Here is a 19,236-nt window from a genome sequence, read left to right as displayed (position 1 = left end):
TGATAGGCTTATTGTAAAATCATCACGAATTATAAACTGTGAGATTGCTCACACTCCATCTTCTTTTTGTGGCAAAACTTTGAGAAAGAAGAAAATAAAAAAAGAAACTCCTCATCAATGATGATTTGTTTCTCAGATATACTTTAAGATATTTTATTCGTTTCATTGAATTGAATAGCACGCTGATAGTCTTCCATTGATTGAACTCGATAACTTATTGGCAAGAGATCTTCATTTCTAATAATTTTAAAAGAAACATGCTCTAATATGTTTACTAATCCTGCATCTTGTTCTTCTATTAATTTTTCAGTCGATTTTATACAAGAACGATCATAAATACTATGAAATAATTGCAATTGTCCTTGTGATTCTGGAACAACTAATTGTACTCCTGTTTCAATCTTATCTTTTAACATAGAAGTAATTACTTGGACAGATAAGAAAGGCATGTCTGGTGTTACAACTAATAAAGAATCGCTTTTCGCTAATGAGAGTGCAGCGTGCATTCCACTTAACGCTCCACTTCCCTTAAAGTAATCTGTAATTATCCGTATACTGCTACCGACTATCGGTAAATATTGATGAGGTTCGTTTGTAACTAAAATAATCTCCTGACAGACCTGTTTCAATAAACAAATTTGTCTCTCAATGATCGTCTCATTTGCTATCTTCAATAATCCCGTTGCCGAATCAGTAAATTTTGTTGATGCACAATCAATAATGACACCGGTTAATTTCATTTTCGTCACACCTCCGTAGCTATACTATAAAACATGCCCTCATTCGTTTCTGTTAACTTCATCACACTTCGCTTTATTCAAAAACACTCTTAAAATCCGTTAGGTGTGATTTTTATCACATTTCTTTTTAGATCTTTCTTATATAATGAAAACAATCATAAGTCGGGAGGATTTGCCATGACAAATTTAACACTTGAACGTAATATCCAACAAAATACATTTCACCTTTCAAATAAAACCCTTACTGCTTTAACTGATATTATGTACGAACAAAAAGTCGAAGCTGGTACTTATTTATTCTGGGAAGGCGATCAAGCGGATAAATTATTTTATATAAAAGAAGGCCACGTGAAAATGACGAAAGCTACATCAGATGGAAAAGAATATATTTTAAATATGTTCAGTGACGGAGATCTATTTGGTGAATTAAGTAGTTTTATGGATATCAAATATAGTTATAACGCACAAGTCATGAAAGACAGTGTTATTGGTGTCATTCAGCAAAAAGACCTAGAGATCATTCTATGGCAACGTGGAGAAATTGCTGTTGAATTTTTGAAATGGTCTTCACTACTTAATCAAATCACACAATCTAAACTACGTGACCTCACCTTTCATGGTAAGCTGGGAGCTCTTTGTTCAACAATCATTCGAATGGCTAATTCATATGGGGAAGAAACCTCTGAAGGCATTCGTATTACAAAAAAGGTGAAAAATGGTGAGCTTGGTGAATACATTGGCGCAACGAGAGAAAGTGTTAACCGCATGCTCTCTGATTTACGTTCGAAAGAAATATTAGCACAAGATAAAGGCCACCTAATTGTTCGTGATTTAATTCAATTAAAAGAAATTTGTCATTGTGAAAATTGTCCTTTGGAAATTTGCAGAATGTAATAGCGAGTAGAGACTGATTAGTAATGTAACAGTCTCTTTTTGTTTTCAAGAGAGATGTGATCTTCGTCACTGTAATGAACAGAAAAAGTATATATTCTAATAACAAAGGAGTGAGATCATTGTTAAAAGGAAATATTATTGCAATTACTAGTGGAAAAGGCGGAGTAGGAAAATCTACTGTTGCTGTTAATTTAGCTTTAACATTATCAGAACTTGGAAAAAAAGTTGCCATTATTGATTTGGATATATATGGATATAGCATCCCGAAAATATTAAACATCACTTCTAAACCGAAAACAATGAATAACAAAATTATTCCAATCGGATACAACGAAAACATTAGCGTGATGTCAATGGGATTTCTATTAAAAGGAAATGAACCAGTTGTCTGGCGCGGTCCGATGGCTGGAAAAATGGTCGGTCATTTTTTTGAGGAAGTGATTTGGGGTAAACAAGATTATTTCATTCTAGACTTACCACCTGGAACTGGAGATATGGCACTTGATTTACACCAGAAGTTACCTGAATGCCAAGAGATTATTGTGACAACTCCCCATCCCAATGCTGTTCACGTCGCTGAACGAACAGGTCAAATGGCAAAACAAACGAATCATAAGATTATAGGTGTTGTCGAGAACATGTCCTATTTTAAACCAAACGAAATGACTCGATATAATATTTTTGGCCAAGGTGGTGGAGAAACTCTCTCAAAAAATTTAGAAACGGATTTGCTTGCACAAATCCCCCTTATTGCTCCAAATGAAAATGGAAATCCGGTTGTATTAATTCATGACGATCTTACACTTAAAAAAGAGTATCTTGCATTTACTCATTGCCTTTTAGAAAAGGTAAGTTCAAAAATAGCTAAATAAATGATATGCAGCGGGAACACTGAACAGTGATTCTCGTTTTTTTCGCTATATTCATGTCTATTCCTTTAATCACTATGACACCCACTATAGTATCAAAACTCCCTCCTATTCTGTGAAGCGCCTTCTTTCATAAAAGCTAGTTGCTTGTACCTTTCACACTAGTTTTTATAACATAAAATGAAGTATATCTAAAAGAAAGAGGTGAAAATAATCATGAGTCATTCTTTTGAATGTCATCACTGCGGAAAGATTCATCATGATCGCTTCTCACCATGTAGCTGCGGGCTTGATTTCCGCTACTTTAGACACCATCGCTACGATGATTTCCACAGAAAACATGATTGTCATAGTTTATGTGATTGTCACAAACGCTTTCATCATCGTGACAGACAGTGCTTTAACCACCATTTCAGACACAAAGACGATTGCGATTGTTTGAAGCGACGTAGACGTATTTACGATGATCGCTTCGATGGAAAATTAAGAGGTTTAGATGGTGAATTAGCATTTAGGCTTCGACAATTAATTGGTTGTGTTGTGAAATTTAAAGTGGAATGTGGAAATGAATGTAGAGAGTTTAAAGGAACTGTATGTCATGTAGGAAAAGATTTTGTTGAAATTGAAAAACTCCATCACGATGATCATGATCATACAAGACGTAAGAGAGACTGCAAATGCAAAGATCGTCGAAGACATAAATGTAAATGCAAATGCAAAGACCATAAGAGTAAATTTCTAATCATTCCTCTAGATGAAATTAAAATAATTAAAATCGTTGATGACAAAAAGGGGCATTGTTAACTCCATCAAGTGGTGTACTGTCTCAGTACACCTACACCTCACAAATATAAAATTATCAGCAATGACTACGATTTCAGCTACAACAACCATTGATCTAATCATTTTGTGTTAAATATTTTTGCTAATTAATATACTGTATAGGCATTTTAAAAACAAATGAAAAACTGACTATAATAATATTATTAGTCTCGTCATTTTCCATCATAGGCATGCTCTCTCTATATAACAACAGTCCACCAATAAACGAAGATCCTGAAAGCTACCATCAACACTACGGACAAAATGAAGAAAACGTTCCTAATTAGGAACGTTTTCTATTTATTGTTTAGTTAATATTAATGGTCCGTTTGATGAAATGGCTAATGTATGTTCATATTGAGCAGATAGTTTCCCGTCAACTGTTCGAGCAGTCCAGCCATTTGAGTCCATCTTACTTCCCCAAACACCCTGATTAATCATCGGTTCAATCGTAATTACCATACCTTCACGAAGCCTGATCCCTCTACCAGGATTACCAAAGTGCAAGATTTGCGGTTCTTCATGCAACGTAGGTCCAATACCATGGCCGGTAAAATCTCTGACAACCGAAAAACCTTCTGCCTCTGCATAACTCTGTATTGCGTGGCCGATATCACCTAGTCTGTTTCCAACTAAAGCTTGTTCAATACCTTTATAAAGAGAGGTCTCTGTAACTTGCATCAGTTTTTTCACTTCCTCAGAGACTGTTCCAACTGCATACGTCCAAGCAGAATCTGCTAAACCTCCTTTATAATTAACAACCATATCGATTGTCACGATATCTCCATCGCTAAGAGGATTATTGCGAGGGAATCCGTGACAAATTTCGTCATTAATGGAGGCACAAGTTGCATATTCATACCCTTTGTATCCTTTTTGTTCCGGCGTTGCATTATGTTTTTTTAAGAATTCTTCAACAAATGAATTAATTTCTAAGGTCGTAACCCCTGGTTTAATACGAGATGCTATTTCTTTATGACATTCAGCTAAGATTTTCCCAGCCTCTTGCATTAACATAATTTCTCTCTCACTTTTTAATGTGATCATTAAAACACTCCTTATTTACATGATAGAAAAATCATAGAGACGTTCTTTTCTTATCCGTTTTTGATTGATTTATTAGTTTCTTGATCTTGTTCAACGATATGTTGTAACATTGCAATTTTATTTTCCCAGAATTGATCGAAAAAAGAAAGCCATTGCTTGAATTCTTGCAATGTTTCTGGCTGTAATTGATAACGCATCTCTCTACCAATTTTTTCACTTGTTACAAGATTAGCTGCAGAAAGGATACGAAGGTGTTTCGAAATGGCTGGACGACTAATTGAAAAATGATTACTAATCATTGTAACCGGCATTTCTTCGTTTGCTAATAAAACAAGCATCTTCCTTCTGGTTGGATCTGCTATCGCTTGAAATACATCGTAATTCTGAGATTCTACCATTACACCTCAACTGCTTTTCGTAAATTTTCATTAACAATCGATTCCCAACCATCGTTCATTCTATTTCGTATGTCTAGGTTTGATTGATCTGGCCCTGGTCCAGGAACAATTTCTTCTGGAAGGCCCCAACCAGCATGAATAAGAGTAAATTCTGTTTTATCACCTAAATCCTTTAGCTCGAACGTTATTTTCCAGCCCATCTCTCCCCATGTAAACACCAATCGATTGGGTGCGTGTATTTCTAAAACTTTACAAGTAGACGGACCAAAAGGCGAATGGATTGTAAATTCAGCCCCTTCCTCTGGTTGAAAGTTATTCGGCATAAACCATTGATCTATCCCTTTCGAAGATGCTACAATGTCCCAAACTTTCTCAATTTTGGCATTGAAAACAGCCTGTTTACGAATATCTGGTGTAGATGCTTTGTGATCACTCATGTTCTTTCCTCCTAGAATTATATGTAACCTTTTGGTTTCCTATTTTATAATAAGTAACTTTTAGGTTACGTGTCAATTATTATTTTATTTTGAATGTATACTTGACCGAATATAAAAATAGCAAAAGAAGAAGAACATTTGTTCCTCTTCTTTTGATTGTTATTCATGAGTTGTATCTTCAACTTCTTGTTTACGTCGAGTAAATAAACCTTTCCACCAATTGGTGAATCGATCTGTATAGATATACATAACTGGGACGAGAACAAGTGTAATGAATGTAGAAAATGTTAATCCGAATACAATCACAGTTGCCATCGGTGCCTGAAGCTCGGCTCCTTCTCCTATTCCCATTGCTAATGGTACCATCGCTAATACTGTTGTCAGCATTGTCATGAGAATCGGTCTTAATCTCAATGGTCCTGCTTCTAGAATAGCCTCTTCTGTATCCAGACCACGTTTTCTTAACGTATTTATATAGTCGACCAATACAATTGCATTATTTACCACAATACCGGCCAACATGATGACCCCAATGAAAGCTGGTGCACTTAACGGTCTTCCTGTTAGAAGGAATCCTGCCATTATCCCAATAAATGTTGCTGGTAAACTGAACATTACGATAAATGGATAAATCACTTTTTCAAATTGGAAGGCCATAACTGCATAAACTAGGAATATAGCTAGAGCTAAAGCGAGAGTTAAATCGAAAAAGGCATCCATCATCATCTCATAATCACCACCAGTATGGTAGTCATAACCTTCTGGGAATATATATTGGTCCAATTCTGCTTCAATCTCTGAGATGACAGCTCCTAAATCACGGTCCAAAATATCTCCAGTAATGGCAACACCTCTAGTTTGATTTTGTCGATTGATGACGTTAGGCCCTTCAGCTTGTACAAAATCAGCAACCGCAGATAATGGGACTGTATCTTCCATTGGAGTTAACAATGGTAATTGTTGTAGATTAGCCAGATTACTACGTTGTTCTTCCGGTAATATAACCATTACATTAAATTCTTGCCCTTCCGAACGCATAAGTGTCGCCACTTGCCCATTTACACTTGCCGTGATGGTTTGCATGATTTCTGCATAATTCAAACCATATTGTGCAGCGATGTCTCTATTAATGTGAATTTGAGTTTCCGTTCTCGTTTCTCCCATCGAATGAGATACATTTGTAGTACCAGGAACTTCATCAATGATCTGTTGAATGTCATCTGCAATTAACTTAAGTGTATCGAAGTCTTCTCCTCGCAACTCAATTTCAATTGGATTCCCACCCATTCCATCACTTTCAAAAGCACGAACATTCACATCAATATCTGGGAGGCTTTCAGCAAAATCACTGAAATCTTCAATTAATTCATTTGTTGTAACCGTTCGTTCATTTGCAGGAACTAATCGAATATAAAGTTCACCTTCGTTGGAGCCACCACCCATAAAGCCGCCGCCTCCAACAGATGTATGCACAACCTCTGTTACTCCTGAATCTAGTAGGAATTGTTCTAACTGGCTAATCGTCTCTCTCGTTTCGGAAATGGGTGTTCCTGCTGGTACTTCATAACTAGCAGATATCTCACCTTGATCAAATGCTGGCATTAATTCAACCCCAACAAATTTCACACTTCCAAGACTGGCTACTAATAAGAGAATCGTACTAAAAATAATAGTCTTTTTATGGTTAATAGACCAACGGAGAACATTCCGATAAAATTGATCAACACGATCAAAGAATCGACCAAAGCTTGCACCAATTTTCTTAAGTCCTTTAGGTTCTTCCTCTTCATTTATATCTGGCAGTAACAGACCAGATAACATTGGAACAAATGTTAAGGCTGTTACAAGTGATGCCAAAAGAGTAAACCCAACAGTTAAAGCTAGAGGCATAAATAATTCAGAAGCAATTCCTCCTGTAAAGACAATTGGAACAAAGACAACTAAACTTGTCATTGTTGATGCAATAACTGCTGATGATACTTCAGAAGCTCCTTTTTTAGCAGCTTCTATTCGACTATAGCCACGTTCTCTGTATTTATAGATGTTTTCTAGTATAACAATGGAACTATCAACTAATAAACCGATACCTAATGCTAGACCACCTAGTGTAATAATGTTGATCGTTTCACCCGCAAAATATAACAATGTAAAGGCTGAAATTAAAGCAATTGGAATTGATAAACCAATAATCAATGTACTTCTAAAGCTTCGTAAAAATACTAAGAGGACGAGGACAGCCATTGCGCCCCCAATTACCATATTCATCACGACGCTTCTAATTGAATCGTTAATAAACAATGCCGAATCCATAACTGTTGTCAACGAGACACCTTGCGTGATTTCACTTTGAAGAATCTCAATCTCTTTTGATACAGTTTCGGACACTTCTACAGTATTAGCATCGGATTGTTTTAAAATATCAATACTTAAAGTTGGTTCTCCATTTAAATAGGCTAGCGAATTTTGCTCACTAAAAGTGTCCAGCACGTCAGCTACTTCATGAAGTTTAACTGTTTCACCTGTACGGAGTAGGATATTGATATTTTCAATATCTCGTACTGAGCGAAATTCTCCGACGATTCGTAAAGGTACATCTTGTCCTCCTCGTTCTACTTCGCCAGCAGATGCACTCATGCTTTCTCCACCGATCAATTGAGCCAATTGAGAAATCGTCATTCCGTATCGTTGAAGAAGTGCCAAATCTGGCTCAACAACAATTTCTCGATCCTGTCCACCCGTTAAGTTAACTTGAGCAACACCAGGAATACGCTCTAATCGTGGAATTACGGTTTCTTCAGCAATATAAGTAAGCCTAGTTAGATCCATATCTGCCGAGAGGCCAATTTGCATAATGGGCATTTGGTTTGGATCAAATCGCATTACACTTGGTGAACCAGCTCCTTCCGGCAAGGATTGCCGGACCATATCGATTCGCTCCCTTAGATCTAACATAACCATATCTAAATCCGTATTAAAGTCGTACATTAAAAAGATAATAGATTGATTTTGCGCTGACATAGACTGCATAGTATCTAAGCCTTCTGTAGCACTTAACGCCCCCTCTAATGGACGAGTAACTAAATTTTCTACCTCTTGCGGAGCAGCACCATTATATGGAGTTGCTACTACTGCAATTGGCAAATCTAAATCTGGCATTAAGTCAACTTTCAAGCCAGATAATGACACCCCACCTAGGATCATCATAACAAGAGCTAGGATGATTACCCCTACTGGGCGCTTTACAGATTCTTTTATCAGTTTCAACTAGAGTACCTCCATATAACGATTACTTGTCAGTTTCATCTGAGTCACTTGCTTCTTCCGTTTCTTCCTCATCTGAAACTGGTTGTTCCTCTTCTTCTATCTCTTCAGGTTGAATTTGAATATCATTACGAATATTAATAAGGGCAGAGTCATACAATTGATGAATTCCTTTGACTATAATGTACTCCCCTTCACTCAAGCCAGATTCAACTGCATACCATTCAGCAGTTTCATTTTCAATAGTGATAACACGTCTTTCAACTTTTTCTCCATCTTCTGTCACAAATACAAACTGCTCATTGTTCTCTTCACTTACCGCCTCTACTGGAATCAAGATTTGTTCACTTGCAATATCAGTATCAATGATAACTTCTGCGTGAATCCCCACACGTAAAGACTCATCAGGATCTATAAGCTCAATTTCAACTGGGTATGAGCGTGACTGTTCACCAGGCAAAAGACTAATGTACTTGATTTCCCCAGCGTACGATTGATTAAATGAATGAATAAAAACATCAACTTCTTGACCTACTTCTAAATTTGGGAGCATTGATTCAGTAGCATTGATTTGTACAATTGGTTTTTCCATCTGAACCAATTGGAGCAAGGGAGCTTGTGGAGAAACCATTTCCCCTACTACCGCATTAAAGTTAGTCACCTGTCCAGAAATTGGAGCCTTAACGACAGAGTGTGTTTTTTGTTGCTGCGCCATCTGAACAGATATCTCAGCTTGTTTCACAGAAGATTCAGCCGCTTCAATTTGGCCTGTCCCTTTTGCCTGCTCAAGTGCCATTTCTGCTTGTTTCACAGCAGACTCAGCCTGACTTATATCTTGTTGAGTAGGCATAGTGCTCCCTAATAAACTTCCAAAGACAGCTTGTAACTCATCAGGAACATCTTCAAGCACTACATCAGAAGGGCTTTCTGCATTTTTTAACATGTCATACATATCTTTCGTTTGCTTTAATTGAGTTTCAGCTTGCTTGATACTTTGGTCCCACATACTTTTTGCACTATTTAAATTTGCTTGCGCCGCCTCGAGCCCCGCACGCGCTTGAGCTATGTTTAACTCCACGTCAGTTGCATCAAGTTCAAGTAATGTATCGCCACTATTTACGGTATCGCCATTTTTCACATGAATAGCCTTTACCTCACCTGTCAACATTGGAAGAACAGGCATGTGCTTTGCTGCCATCACGTTTCCAGAAATCTTAAGTTCATTTGAAAGCGTTCCGGTTGCAACCTCCATAATTTCTACAGGATGTACAGGAGCTTCTGCTTCTTCCTCACCGGATGGAGCATCATTAGCTTGTGAACTACACCCTACAACTAATAATAAAAACATAATACTAACACTAATAAGCCATATGCCTTTTTTTCGAACCATTCATGAAACCCTCCAAATTATAATATAAAAGTCCTATTTCTATTTAAATATTCCCATATACAGTTTACCATTTTAATGTGAATTGAATATGAACAAAGAAATGAAATTAGTCATTTCTCCTTGATTTCTGTCTTTAATTATTTCGTTAGTTTGTCCAACTTGTCACATAATGTCACGCTTTGTAACAAAAGCTGATTAATAAAATGGAGGTGAGGATATGGGAGATTGGAATAAACAAGCAAGTATGAATAACAACATTCAACCTGATTTACAATTTAAAACTGAAGAACTAACAAACAAAAAAGTGCAATTAGATGTCCAAGAGCAAATAGGTCTTGAAGGAATTGGTCAGGAAGAGAAAGATGTACGACCAGGTAAATAAGTTTAAGCGCGTAAAGGTTAATCCCTTTACGCGCTATCACGATAATATAACCATCTGTTACTTGTATAAGCAAAACTTAATGTACAAAAAACATGGTAAAATAATTCAATTATAATTATCTTAAGTTTCATCGCTTCTTACTTACATCAATTAGGTGCTTTAAAAACTCTCCCTGCCAAAAAAACTAATCCTTAATTCCAAATTATCCTACTCGCAAACAAGAATCTCCCTCTTAAACGAACCTTTTTTCACGACACAACGATCTACAATTTCAAATCCTGCTGCTGAAACTACTGAGTCCATAGGCTCTACTGTAACGATGACCGCTTTCTGAGCAAACCTACGTGCACTTTGAATCATTTTTAGTTTTTCTTGTGTTGTTATTACGGAACATAGATTATAAGGCATATCGATTAGAGCTACATCATAGTTCGCTGACACATCGCAAATATTTCCTAAAATGACTTCAGTATGATAACCAAAATGGGCGATATTTTCTCTCGCACCTGGTAAGACAAGTGGATTAATATCTCTCCCTACAATATGAATATCCATCGATAGTGCCTCAATAAGAACCGTACCAATTCCACAACAAGGGTCAATCGCTTTTATTCCATTAGGAAGAGGAATTGCGATGTTAACAATCGCTCTTGCCAAACGAGTACTTAGTGCAGTTGAATAGTTATTTGGTTTCTTTTGATGAGTTAACCAAATTGCTTTACTTTTATGATAGTAACCGAGTAACCATCGATTGTGGTGCTTCATTACTCCTAACAATATTGATGGATTGAGTAAATCAACTGTTCCTACTATAGTAGAGCCGATTTCACGTTCAATCGTTCTCCGTTCATTAAATCCTACTTTTCCGCTCTCACCTTGGTCTTCGTTCTGAATAAATAAGACTTTATAAGTGGTTTCTATTATCTCGGCATCTTTTATCATTTGTAATAGCCTTTTAAGACTTTCTGCTTCTAATAGAACATCTAGTCTCTCTTTTACAAAAGGACTTCTATTTAGAGGAATCTTCCTTTCGCTTTCTACTTTCGATTCATTTTGATTCATGCCCAAAAATGATCTCATCTCTAACTGGCACAATTCTCTTTCATCTTCATGACAAGCATATGTATATACATAGCGTTTTGGTTTTATTTGATTAATAATCATTGATCGAGCCCCATTCTATCTATAAACTCCATAAGCATAACGAACACTTTCATAAAAAAAGAAGCTGGTTCAGCTTCATTGAATAATTCATTATTTAAGCTGGTGATTTCATGTGTTCTTCTTTTCCTTCGTGGAAGAATTGAAAGAAGGAGAAGTTTTTATCACTCAACTCATTATAGCAGAAATTTTTCTTAACTTTATGAGAGCTCAGTTTTTTCCTCTCTTTAGTTGAGAAATAACATGGATCAAATCGGCCACATTTCCTTCGGGTTTAATTCGTATTGCCCTTCTTGCCTATACATAAATTGACACATAATAAATTCTCGACGTATCGTCGCATAATCTTCATGGTAATTCTTAATATATTCATTCATCTCCGGCTCACTGTATGTTTTCCCTATTTCTAACCCTTTTACTAAATGTTCAAGTATTACAAGTTTTTTCTTGTGTTGTGCAGGAAGATTCTTAAGCTTTCCATTTTTTATGAAATTATCAATGATTTTGTACTTTTCATTTTCTTGAATGGTAAACTTTCTCGGTTGATCGTCATTTCCAATTCGCAAGATAGCTTCTGCCATGACTTTGAGGTTTTTTTCATTTAAGTAAAAATAGATCGTATTCTTCTCTCGGCGTTGATAAATAATATCAATTTCACGTAATTTCGTAATATGATGTGAAATGGTTGGCGCTGTCAAACCAAGCTTTCCGGCTATTGCTTGACCATGCAATGGCCCTTCTTTTAATAGTGAGATAATTCGAATTCTCGTTTTATCTCCAAGAGTCTTATGAAAATTCACAAGCCGATTTAATTGCATATAAAGACCTCCTTACATTCATCTAATTAGATTATAGTCTAATTAGATGAATGTAACAACAGTTTTGATCAAAAAAAGATGATTAAGTACTTTCGTAAAAGAAATACTAATCATCCTTTTGGATATTTTTATTTTATAATGGGTTTCATAAGTAATCGAACCGTTTTTCTTGATAATAGATAAACAATCACAAAGGCAAATACTACAAGCAGCCAATATAGATCTTGTTTTATGATCATCGTGACTAAAGGGGATTCATGTAATAACTTTACAAGTAGCATATGTAATAAGTAAATTGTAATCGTATATTGTCCAATATGTGTAAAGAACGTTTTCCTAGTAGGTACTAAAGATAAAAACAAAAAAGTGACAACTGCCATAATTAGATACACTGCACTTCTTGCTAACCAAGCAAACTCAAGTGAAACATCCCCTAAATTTTCATAAGGTTGTTTTCCCATTAACCAGGCTCTTTCATCTATAGGCATAATCAAATAAACGACGATAAACAATAAAGCCATTATTCCAAGTGAAATTACCTTTTTCGGATTGGTTGTAAGTTTGATGAAGTGTTCTTTTTTTAAGTAATAGCCTAGTAAAAAGAACGGAAAAAAGAAAAAGGTTCTCGATAAACTTAAAAAGCCATCAATTTGGGAGATGTATCCAATCAATAATGATAAGCTGACCGCTACTAACAAACCAAATCTAATTTTCGTAAACAGCAATAACATTACATTCCATAAAAATAAACTTAATAAAAACCACAAGGCCCACCTTGGAGTGAACAAACTTATCGAAACATCATTACCAAAGATTGCTACATAATAAAAAGTATAAAACACTTGAAAAACGATATAAGGAACAAGAAGTTTCTTTGCTAGATTTTTAATATAACCTCGTTTATGGACTCCTCTTGCAAAGTAACCAGATATTAGAATAAAAGCAGGCATATGAAACAAGAAAATAAAGAGATATAGACTTGAGATAAATGAGTTCTCATATAAAAATTCGGATAATATATGTCCTAGTACAACTAGGAAAATAAGAATTGCTTTAGCATTATCAAAATAAGGATTTCTTTCAGACAAAAAACCACACCTCTATCGTTAATATTCAGACATATTAACATAAATTTCTTGTTGTGAAATGAGACATTTTGACCGTTTTCAAATTAAATTTCCTTATCAAATAGCAAAAAAAACACTGGCTGTCTGATGACAACAAATGCTTCCGCTGTAGCCAATATGTATTAAGAATAGCCCAACTACTTGAAATTAGCTTTTACTAGTAGGACAAAGATCAACTAATTATCGATTTACTGTAAAGGACTACTTATAGTCATCAGCGATATGCACGGCATGTCTAAAACCGATAAAACGGTCACTTCGAGTATACATTTTCGTTTCACAATAAGAACTGGATCTTTAGTATGAATGTTTAAAGTAGCTGCATCCTCATCAGTAGCTCCGGTGGCTCATATGTGGTGTTCACCTCGAGCTAATGAAATTCCCTGTTCCAGCAGATAGCTTACAAGTCACCAAGTTCGAGTTCTGGAGGTCGTACGGGAAGGTCCCGAACCGGGAAAGTCCCCTTTGCACGCTCTCTGTGTAAGCGTCAAATAATCCCCACCTATTATAGAGATGGGGATTAACTTATAATCTACTTATCATGTTGAATACGACAGTGAGCCGGAAGACTGTTTGACCAAGGAAGCAATTGATCAATGGCTTTTTCATCACTCACATCTATATTGGGAAGCTCCTCAAACAAGTGCATTAAGTATTGATAAGGGTTGAGGCCATTTTCTTTGGCAGTTTCTACAATACTATAAGTCACAGCACTTGCCTTTGCTCCTTTCGGAGTGTTGGCAAAAATCCAGTTCTTTCTGCCAATCACAAACGGCTTAATGGATCTCTCACTTCTATTATTATCAATTTCCAGTCTGCCATCATCTAAGAAAGCCTCTAGCTTATCCCATTGATTTCGACAGTATTTGATCGCTTGTCCTAGTGCACTCTTTGGTAATACTTTTGGCGTTTGCATGCGAAGCCATGCTGAAAAAGCGTCAAGAAGTGGTCGACTTTTTTCTAGACGTACTTGATGACGTTCAGAGAACGACAAATCTTTGATTTCTCGTTCAATCGCAAATAGTTGGTTACAGAACTTCAAGCCTTCTTTGGCTGTGACATCTTTCGACTGTTGTTCTTTAGGCAAAGCCTTTAAAGCTTCATCAAATTTTCGACGAGCGTGTGCCCAACAACCAACTAACTTTATGTTTGGAATTCCATTGTATCCAGCATATCCATCTACATGTAAGTATCCTTGGAAAGGAGATAAAAACTTTCTAGGATGTTTACTTGCTCGTGTTTGCTGGTAATCAAACAATACAATCGGATGGCCTTCCTGTCCTGAACGATAAAGCCATAAGTAAGAGGTAGCTGTTGATGGACGATCTGGCTCTCGTAGCACTTGCAGCGTCGTTTCGTCAGCATGAGCAATATCAAGATTCATCAGATATTGATACATTCGATCATAGATGAGGTTTAACCATGTATTAGCACCATAAAGAACCCAATTAGCTAATGTTTGGCGTGACAAAAAGATACCAAGACGAGCAAATTGCTGTTCTTGACGGTATAATGGAAGCCCTTCTACATATTTTTGATTCATGATGTAGGCCATCGCAGATGGCGAAGCAAGACTCTTTGGAAAAACAGATTTCGGCATAGAAGCTTTAACAATAGGAGTCTCAGTGCTTTCACGTTCACAACGGCGACACGCATAAACATGTTGAACATGTTCAATGACCTTCACTTCCGCTGGGATGACTTTTAATTCACGTCGTACTTCTGTTGACATTTCATGTAGCTTTCCATTGCAGCACAAACAAACCTGATCTTCTTCAGGTAATCGATACTCAATAACTTCCTTCGGAAGGTTCTCAAGTTTACTATCACGTTGACCTTTGGTTTTTTTACGTTCGTACGTAATGGTTTCAACCGTAGGTTCTTCAATCGATGGGTCAGCAGTAATTTCTACCTCATTAAAAAGAGGCAATTCTAACTGATCAGCATTTGTCTTCTCACTTGAAGTACCAAATTGGCGTTGCTTACTAAGACGGAATTGTTCCTCATACCATTTAATTTTTGCCGTCAGCTCTGCGTTTTGTTCCTCAAGTGATGAGACACGTTCTTCTAATTCTTCAGTTGTAGGTTGAGAGGTGGTTTCTGTAGTTTTCATAGCTTAATTATACATCACCTCTCATCGATTTGCTTTATCATTTATTCATTAAATGACTCGCTGTGCGGTAACTTTTGGATGTGCAGATTTTTGATCAATAGAAAGGCCGTCAAGTAACCAACGGAACTGACGGTGGCTAATCATTTGCGGAGAAGAAGATGAATCTTCTGGCCAAGGGAACGTACCTTTTTCTAAACGGCGATAATAGAGCCAAAATCCATTATGTTCCCAGTGAAGGATTTTGATCTTATCTCGTTGTCTATTACAGAAAACAAATAGACATGGGGAGAAGGGATCTAATTGAAAGCTTTCTTGTACGATAGCCGCAAGTCCATCAATGGATTTTCGTAAGTCTGTACTCCCTTTTGCAAGGTAGACTTTATCAATGGAGCGTTGATTGATCATCCATTTCTCAACACGCGTAGTACACGAGACAAATGTTCTTCACTCACATTTTCAGGAATATAGACAGACAGATCATCTAGTCTCACTTCAATGGATGTGGTGGTGAAGGTAGGGACATCAAAAGATGTCCAGGTGCGGCTTACCTCATCACTTGAATCTGAGTTTCCTTCTTCCTTGATCTTCTTTCGCCAATAGTGGAATTGATATTCTGTAATGTCATCTTGTTTAGATACCCATTTTGGGATCGTCTCCCCGCTGGCTTCGTATGCCTCCATGCGTTTTTTCCACAAATCGTGTTTTTCTTTACGTTTCATAGCGACACCCTTTCATCATTATTGATTAGAGTATCGCATGGGACCAGGGCTAATGGAATGTGTGTATTATTTGACGCTTACCTCTCTGTAGACATAGCCTTCATCAGCAAGCTCTTTTAACGCTTGACGAACGGGTGCTCGGCTTACATGGAAACGGAGAACAAGCTCTTCCTCCGTGCTAATAGGACGCAGTGGACCATCCATATTCGCTCGCAGTTCTGCTATTAAGATTTCCTTAATTTGTTTATAAAGTGGGACTGGAGAAGTACGATCAATCGTCAGTATATGTTTAGTCATTTTTAAGTTCTCCTAAAAACTATGTATTTGTTGCGAGTTATAGAGTTACTTTTACAAATATTCATGCATATAGTTAAATTCTATACTAGGAATTGGTCCTTTAACAACAAGCCCTTTTTATGAGCAATGTTTTTTCCATGTTTACCTTAAAGAATTGAATGTACCTACTTTCTATTTTGTAAAGGAAAAACCTCTCATTGTAATCATACAATTGAGAGGTTGTAGTGTGATTCCTATTCCTTTTAAACCATTACTTTGCAAATATCATTTGTGAATTCTAGTGGATCATTAATTGGAAGACCTTCAATTAGAAGAGCTTGATTATAAAGTAAGTTCGTGTATAAGCTTAATTTTTCTGCATCGCTAGCAAAAGCATTTTTTAACGATAGAAATACTTCATGATTTGGATTTATTTCCAAAATCTTATCCGCTTTTATATTTTGATTGTCTGGCATTGCCTGGAGAATTTTCTCCATCTCAATCGTTACTTCACCATCTGCAGATAAGCAAACAGGGTGTGTTTTCAATCGTTTGGACGCCCGTACATCTTTTACTTTGCCCGCAAGAATTTCTTTCATTTTATCAAGCAACTCTTTGTGACTTTGTTCCTCAGTCGCATTGTTTTCATTGCTTTCCTCGTTTTCAATCCCTAAATCGCCACTTGATACTGATCTAAATTCTTTTTCTTTATAAGTTTGTAACATTTTAATCGCAAATTCATCAATGTCTTCTGTAAAATATAAAACTTCATATCCCTTATCGGTAACTACTTCAATTTGTGGGAGTTTTTCTATTCTCTCATTCGACTCACCTGTAGCATAATAAATATATTTTTGATCTTCTGGCATTCTAGAAACATACTCTTGTAATGTCACCATCTTCTTTTCTGTAGAAGAGTAGAACATTAATAAATCTTGAAGAGCTTCTTTATTAGCTCCGAAATCTGTATATACACCGTATTTCAGCTGACGCCCAAAGGCGTTATAAAATGTTTCATATTTTTCTCTTTCATCTTTTAGTAGACTCTGCAAGCCGCTTTTAATTTTGTTGTTAATGTTTTTCGCGATTAATTTCAACTGTCGATCATGCTGTAAAATCTCCCTTGAAATATTGAGAGATAAATCCTCAGAATCAACCATCCCTTTTACAAAACTAAAATGATCTGGTAAAAGATCTGCACATTTATTCATGATTAGTACTCCATTTGAGTAGAGTTCTAAGCCTTTTTCATACTCCTTCGAATAGTAGTCAAATGGAATATTTTCAGGAATATATAAAATTGCATTATATCTTACAGCTCCGTCAACACTTATATGAATATGCTTTAAAGGTTTATCAAAACCGTAGTGCTTTTCTTGATAAAAGTGATCATAATCCTCATCTGTTAATTCTGATTTATTCTTTCTCCAAATCGGAACCATACTATTAATTGTCTGTTCCTCTGTATATTCATCCCATTCATTATCGCTTCCTTCTTTTAATGAACGTTCTACCACGTCCATTTTAATTGGATAACGAATGAAGTCTGAATACTTCTTAATGATAGCTTTCAGACGAAACTCCTCTAGGAACTCATCATAGTTCTCTTCTTCTGTACTTTCTTTCATTTTCAATTCTATAATTGTTCCAACGGAGTCTTTCTCCGCTAGTTCAATAGTATATCCTTCTGCTCCATCTGATTGCCACTTAAATGCTTCTTCACTACCAATCGATCTAGTTACAACTGTAACTTGATCAGCTACCATAAATGCGGAATAAAAACCAACACCGAACTGGCCAATTATGTCATGTCCGTCTTGTGACTCATTTTCTGTTTTAAATGCTAACGAGCCACTTTTGGCGATCGTACCAAGGTTGGCTTCTAATTCTTCTTTCGTCATACCAATTCCTGTATCGGTAATCGTCAGTGTTCGATTATCTTTGTCAGCAGCCACTTTTATGTAATATTCGTCTTTATTAAAAGTAATTGAATCATCCGTTAAAGCTTTATAATACATTTTATCGATTGCGTCACTTGCATTGGAAATTAATTCCCTCAAGAATATTTCTTTTTGAGTGTAAATTGAATTGATCATCATTTCTAATAGTCTTTTCGACTCTGCTTTAAATTGCTTCTTAGTCATGAATAGTTCCCCTTTCAAAATTAAAGATCAATTATTAGCACTCCAGATCAACGAGTGCTAACTCTATTTTATTTATCATAGAAATAGGTAGCTTGTCAATTCCGTTTGTGATCATCCATTGAATAAAAAAATCATTAAGGCTGCCTGTTTGGCTACCTTAATGATTGGATAATATTTGCTCTTTCATTCTTTTTAAACGTTCTTCTCTGCTTAGAAATTTTTGAAACACTTTAAAAACATTGACAGGATTATGTTTGATTTCATTTAAATAATTTTCTTTCTCATCGTCCGTTATCAAGTCGCTCTTGTTAATTCGTCCTTTAATATAAGCTACACTTTTGTTGAAAATTTCTCGATTTTTGTGAATAGATTCTTTAAATAAGGCCAAACCCAAAGCACCTAATATAGCAAATATCGCAATCCAAAGCATTTGATTAGCTTGTGATGAATTGAACAATAAGAAGTACAAATTTACGACAGAAAAAGAAAACATAGGTACTGATAAAAAAGCATAGGTGCTGCTCTTTTTTACTAATGGAGCAATCATCTCTTGAATTTTTTCAAATTCTTTCCGTGTATAGTGTGAGAACTGATCCAGCTTTGAAGGAATCATCCCTCTCACTCCTTTATCAACAATT

General features: G+C 36.1%; 20 protein-coding genes. 5 read left to right on the top strand and 15 right to left on the bottom strand.

The annotated features are described in order from the left end of the window. Positions 1–143: 143 nt before the first annotated feature. On the bottom strand, positions 144–740 hold the full coding sequence (gene mobA, locus BkAM31D_RS11165; protein ID WP_066149091.1) for a molybdenum cofactor guanylyltransferase: 597 nt from the start codon (positions 738–740) through the stop codon (positions 144–146). A 177-nt stretch (positions 741–917) separates the two neighbouring features. Here mobA and BkAM31D_RS11160 point away from each other — a divergent pair, with 177 nt between their 5' ends. The 4 genes from BkAM31D_RS11160 (at position 918) to BkAM31D_RS11145 (ending at position 3,307) form a co-directional block, all read left to right on the top strand. Beyond that, entirely contained in the window at positions 918–1,634 is a 717-nt protein-coding gene (locus BkAM31D_RS11160; RefSeq protein WP_066149089.1) for a Crp/Fnr family transcriptional regulator, read from the top strand. Between the two features lie 119 nt (positions 1,635–1,753). After that, a complete protein-coding gene (locus BkAM31D_RS11155) occupies positions 1,754–2,506 on the top strand; it encodes an Mrp/NBP35 family ATP-binding protein (protein WP_066149087.1) in 753 nt (250 codons plus the stop codon). Positions 2,507–2,732: 226 nt separating this feature from the next. Beyond that, positions 2,733–2,945 carry a hypothetical protein gene (locus BkAM31D_RS11150; protein ID WP_066149085.1) on the top strand — a complete coding sequence of 71 codons (213 nt, stop codon included), beginning with the start codon at positions 2,733–2,735 and terminating at the stop codon, positions 2,943–2,945. Next, complete coding sequence (locus BkAM31D_RS11145) at positions 2,942–3,307, top strand: hypothetical protein (RefSeq protein WP_066149080.1); 366 nt, start codon at positions 2,942–2,944, stop codon at positions 3,305–3,307. Before BkAM31D_RS11150 ends, BkAM31D_RS11145 begins: the two co-directional genes overlap by 4 nt. Positions 3,308–3,625: 318 nt before the next feature. Here BkAM31D_RS11145 and map read toward each other — a convergent pair whose 3' ends face one another. From map to BkAM31D_RS11120, 5 genes are all read right to left on the bottom strand, one after another. Then, positions 3,626–4,372, bottom strand: a complete 747-nt coding sequence (map, locus tag BkAM31D_RS11140) for a type I methionyl aminopeptidase (RefSeq protein WP_066149078.1) — start codon at positions 4,370–4,372, stop codon at positions 3,626–3,628. A gap of 50 nt (positions 4,373–4,422) precedes the next feature. After that, a complete protein-coding gene (locus BkAM31D_RS11135) occupies positions 4,423–4,770 on the bottom strand; it encodes an ArsR/SmtB family transcription factor (protein WP_066149074.1) in 348 nt (115 codons plus the stop codon). Then, entirely contained in the window at positions 4,770–5,207 is a 438-nt protein-coding gene (locus tag BkAM31D_RS11130) for an SRPBCC family protein (RefSeq protein WP_066149072.1), read from the bottom strand. Before BkAM31D_RS11130 ends, BkAM31D_RS11135 begins: the two co-directional genes overlap by 1 nt. A 159-nt stretch (positions 5,208–5,366) precedes the next feature. Beyond that, positions 5,367–8,471 (bottom strand): efflux RND transporter permease subunit, encoded by a 3,105-nt coding sequence (locus BkAM31D_RS11125; RefSeq protein ID WP_066149069.1) that lies wholly within the window; start codon positions 8,469–8,471, stop codon positions 5,367–5,369. A gap of 22 nt (positions 8,472–8,493) precedes the next feature. Then, entirely contained in the window at positions 8,494–9,858 is a 1,365-nt protein-coding gene (locus BkAM31D_RS11120) for an efflux RND transporter periplasmic adaptor subunit (RefSeq protein WP_066149067.1), read from the bottom strand. Between the two features lie 217 nt (positions 9,859–10,075). Here BkAM31D_RS11120 and BkAM31D_RS23945 point away from each other — a divergent pair, with 217 nt between their 5' ends. Continuing rightward, positions 10,076–10,240, top strand: coding sequence for a hypothetical protein (locus BkAM31D_RS23945; RefSeq protein ID WP_169801066.1), 165 nt, complete (start codon positions 10,076–10,078; stop codon positions 10,238–10,240). 207 nt (positions 10,241–10,447) lie between these two features. Here BkAM31D_RS23945 and BkAM31D_RS11115 read toward each other — a convergent pair whose 3' ends face one another. The 9 genes from BkAM31D_RS11115 to BkAM31D_RS11075 form a co-directional block, all read right to left on the bottom strand. Next, positions 10,448–11,401 (bottom strand): TRM11 family SAM-dependent methyltransferase, encoded by a 954-nt coding sequence (locus BkAM31D_RS11115; RefSeq protein WP_371807202.1) that lies wholly within the window; start codon positions 11,399–11,401, stop codon positions 10,448–10,450. 248 nt (positions 11,402–11,649) lie between these two features. Beyond that, complete coding sequence (locus tag BkAM31D_RS11110; RefSeq protein WP_066149062.1) at positions 11,650–12,219, bottom strand: DUF2087 domain-containing protein; 570 nt, start codon at positions 12,217–12,219, stop codon at positions 11,650–11,652. 128 nt (positions 12,220–12,347) lie between these two features. Continuing rightward, a complete protein-coding gene (locus BkAM31D_RS11105; RefSeq protein ID WP_066149059.1) occupies positions 12,348–13,307 on the bottom strand; it encodes an acyltransferase family protein in 960 nt (319 codons plus the stop codon). Positions 13,308–13,878: 571 nt separating this feature from the next. Next, on the bottom strand, positions 13,879–15,459 hold the full coding sequence (gene tnpC / locus BkAM31D_RS11100; protein WP_066161162.1) for an IS66 family transposase: 1,581 nt from the start codon (positions 15,457–15,459) through the stop codon (positions 13,879–13,881). Between the two features lie 48 nt (positions 15,460–15,507). Next, positions 15,508–15,864: an IS66 family insertion sequence element accessory protein TnpB gene (gene tnpB / locus BkAM31D_RS11095; protein ID WP_066161164.1), complete on the bottom strand. Its 357-nt coding sequence runs from the start codon at positions 15,862–15,864 to the stop codon at positions 15,508–15,510. After that, positions 15,861–16,178: an IS66 family insertion sequence element accessory protein TnpA gene (gene tnpA / locus BkAM31D_RS11090; RefSeq protein ID WP_034751745.1), complete on the bottom strand. Its 318-nt coding sequence runs from the start codon at positions 16,176–16,178 to the stop codon at positions 15,861–15,863. Before tnpA ends, tnpB begins: the two co-directional genes overlap by 4 nt. A 66-nt stretch (positions 16,179–16,244) precedes the next feature. Continuing rightward, positions 16,245–16,475 (bottom strand): GntR family transcriptional regulator, encoded by a 231-nt coding sequence (locus BkAM31D_RS11085; protein WP_085449792.1) that lies wholly within the window; start codon positions 16,473–16,475, stop codon positions 16,245–16,247. A gap of 242 nt (positions 16,476–16,717) precedes the next feature. After that, entirely contained in the window at positions 16,718–18,598 is a 1,881-nt protein-coding gene (gene htpG, locus BkAM31D_RS11080) for a molecular chaperone HtpG (protein ID WP_066151145.1), read from the bottom strand. Positions 18,599–18,755: 157 nt separating this feature from the next. After that, complete coding sequence (locus BkAM31D_RS11075; protein WP_066151148.1) at positions 18,756–19,211, bottom strand: DUF5392 family protein; 456 nt, start codon at positions 19,209–19,211, stop codon at positions 18,756–18,758. Positions 19,212–19,236: the final 25 nt, after the last annotated feature.

The sequence above is a fragment of the Halalkalibacter krulwichiae genome (assembly GCF_002109385.1).
Taxonomy (GTDB): Bacteria; Bacillota; Bacilli; order Bacillales; family Bacillaceae_D; genus Halalkalibacter; species Halalkalibacter krulwichiae.
This window is presented reverse-complemented; position numbering and strand designations above follow the sequence as displayed.

Excerpts from the sequence above, each read along its gene's own strand:
- mobA (WP_066149091.1), bottom strand. The coding sequence starts at position 740 with ATGAAATTAACCGGTGTCATTATTGATTGTGCATCAACAAAATTTACT.
- BkAM31D_RS11160 (WP_066149089.1), top strand. The coding sequence starts at position 918 with ATGACAAATTTAACACTTGAACGTAATATCCAACAAAATACATTTCAC.
- map (WP_066149078.1), bottom strand. The coding sequence starts at position 4,372 with ATGATCACATTAAAAAGTGAGAGAGAAATTATGTTAATGCAAGAGGCT.
- BkAM31D_RS11135 (WP_066149074.1), bottom strand. The coding sequence starts at position 4,770 with ATGGTAGAATCTCAGAATTACGATGTATTTCAAGCGATAGCAGATCCA.
- BkAM31D_RS11130 (WP_066149072.1), bottom strand. The coding sequence starts at position 5,207 with ATGAGTGATCACAAAGCATCTACACCAGATATTCGTAAACAGGCTGTT.
- BkAM31D_RS11120 (WP_066149067.1), bottom strand. The coding sequence starts at position 9,858 with ATGGTTCGAAAAAAAGGCATATGGCTTATTAGTGTTAGTATTATGTTT.
- BkAM31D_RS23945 (WP_169801066.1), top strand. The coding sequence starts at position 10,076 with ATGGGAGATTGGAATAAACAAGCAAGTATGAATAACAACATTCAACCT.
- BkAM31D_RS11110 (WP_066149062.1), bottom strand. The coding sequence starts at position 12,219 with ATGCAATTAAATCGGCTTGTGAATTTTCATAAGACTCTTGGAGATAAA.
- tnpC (WP_066161162.1), bottom strand. The coding sequence starts at position 15,459 with ATGAAAACTACAGAAACCACCTCTCAACCTACAACTGAAGAATTAGAA.
- tnpB (WP_066161164.1), bottom strand. The coding sequence starts at position 15,864 with ATGATCAATCAACGCTCCATTGATAAAGTCTACCTTGCAAAAGGGAGT.
- tnpA (WP_034751745.1), bottom strand. The coding sequence starts at position 16,178 with ATGAAACGTAAAGAAAAACACGATTTGTGGAAAAAACGCATGGAGGCA.
- BkAM31D_RS11085 (WP_085449792.1), bottom strand. The coding sequence starts at position 16,475 with ATGACTAAACATATACTGACGATTGATCGTACTTCTCCAGTCCCACTT.
- htpG (WP_066151145.1), bottom strand. The coding sequence starts at position 18,598 with ATGACTAAGAAGCAATTTAAAGCAGAGTCGAAAAGACTATTAGAAATG.
- BkAM31D_RS11075 (WP_066151148.1), bottom strand. The coding sequence starts at position 19,211 with ATGATTCCTTCAAAGCTGGATCAGTTCTCACACTATACACGGAAAGAA.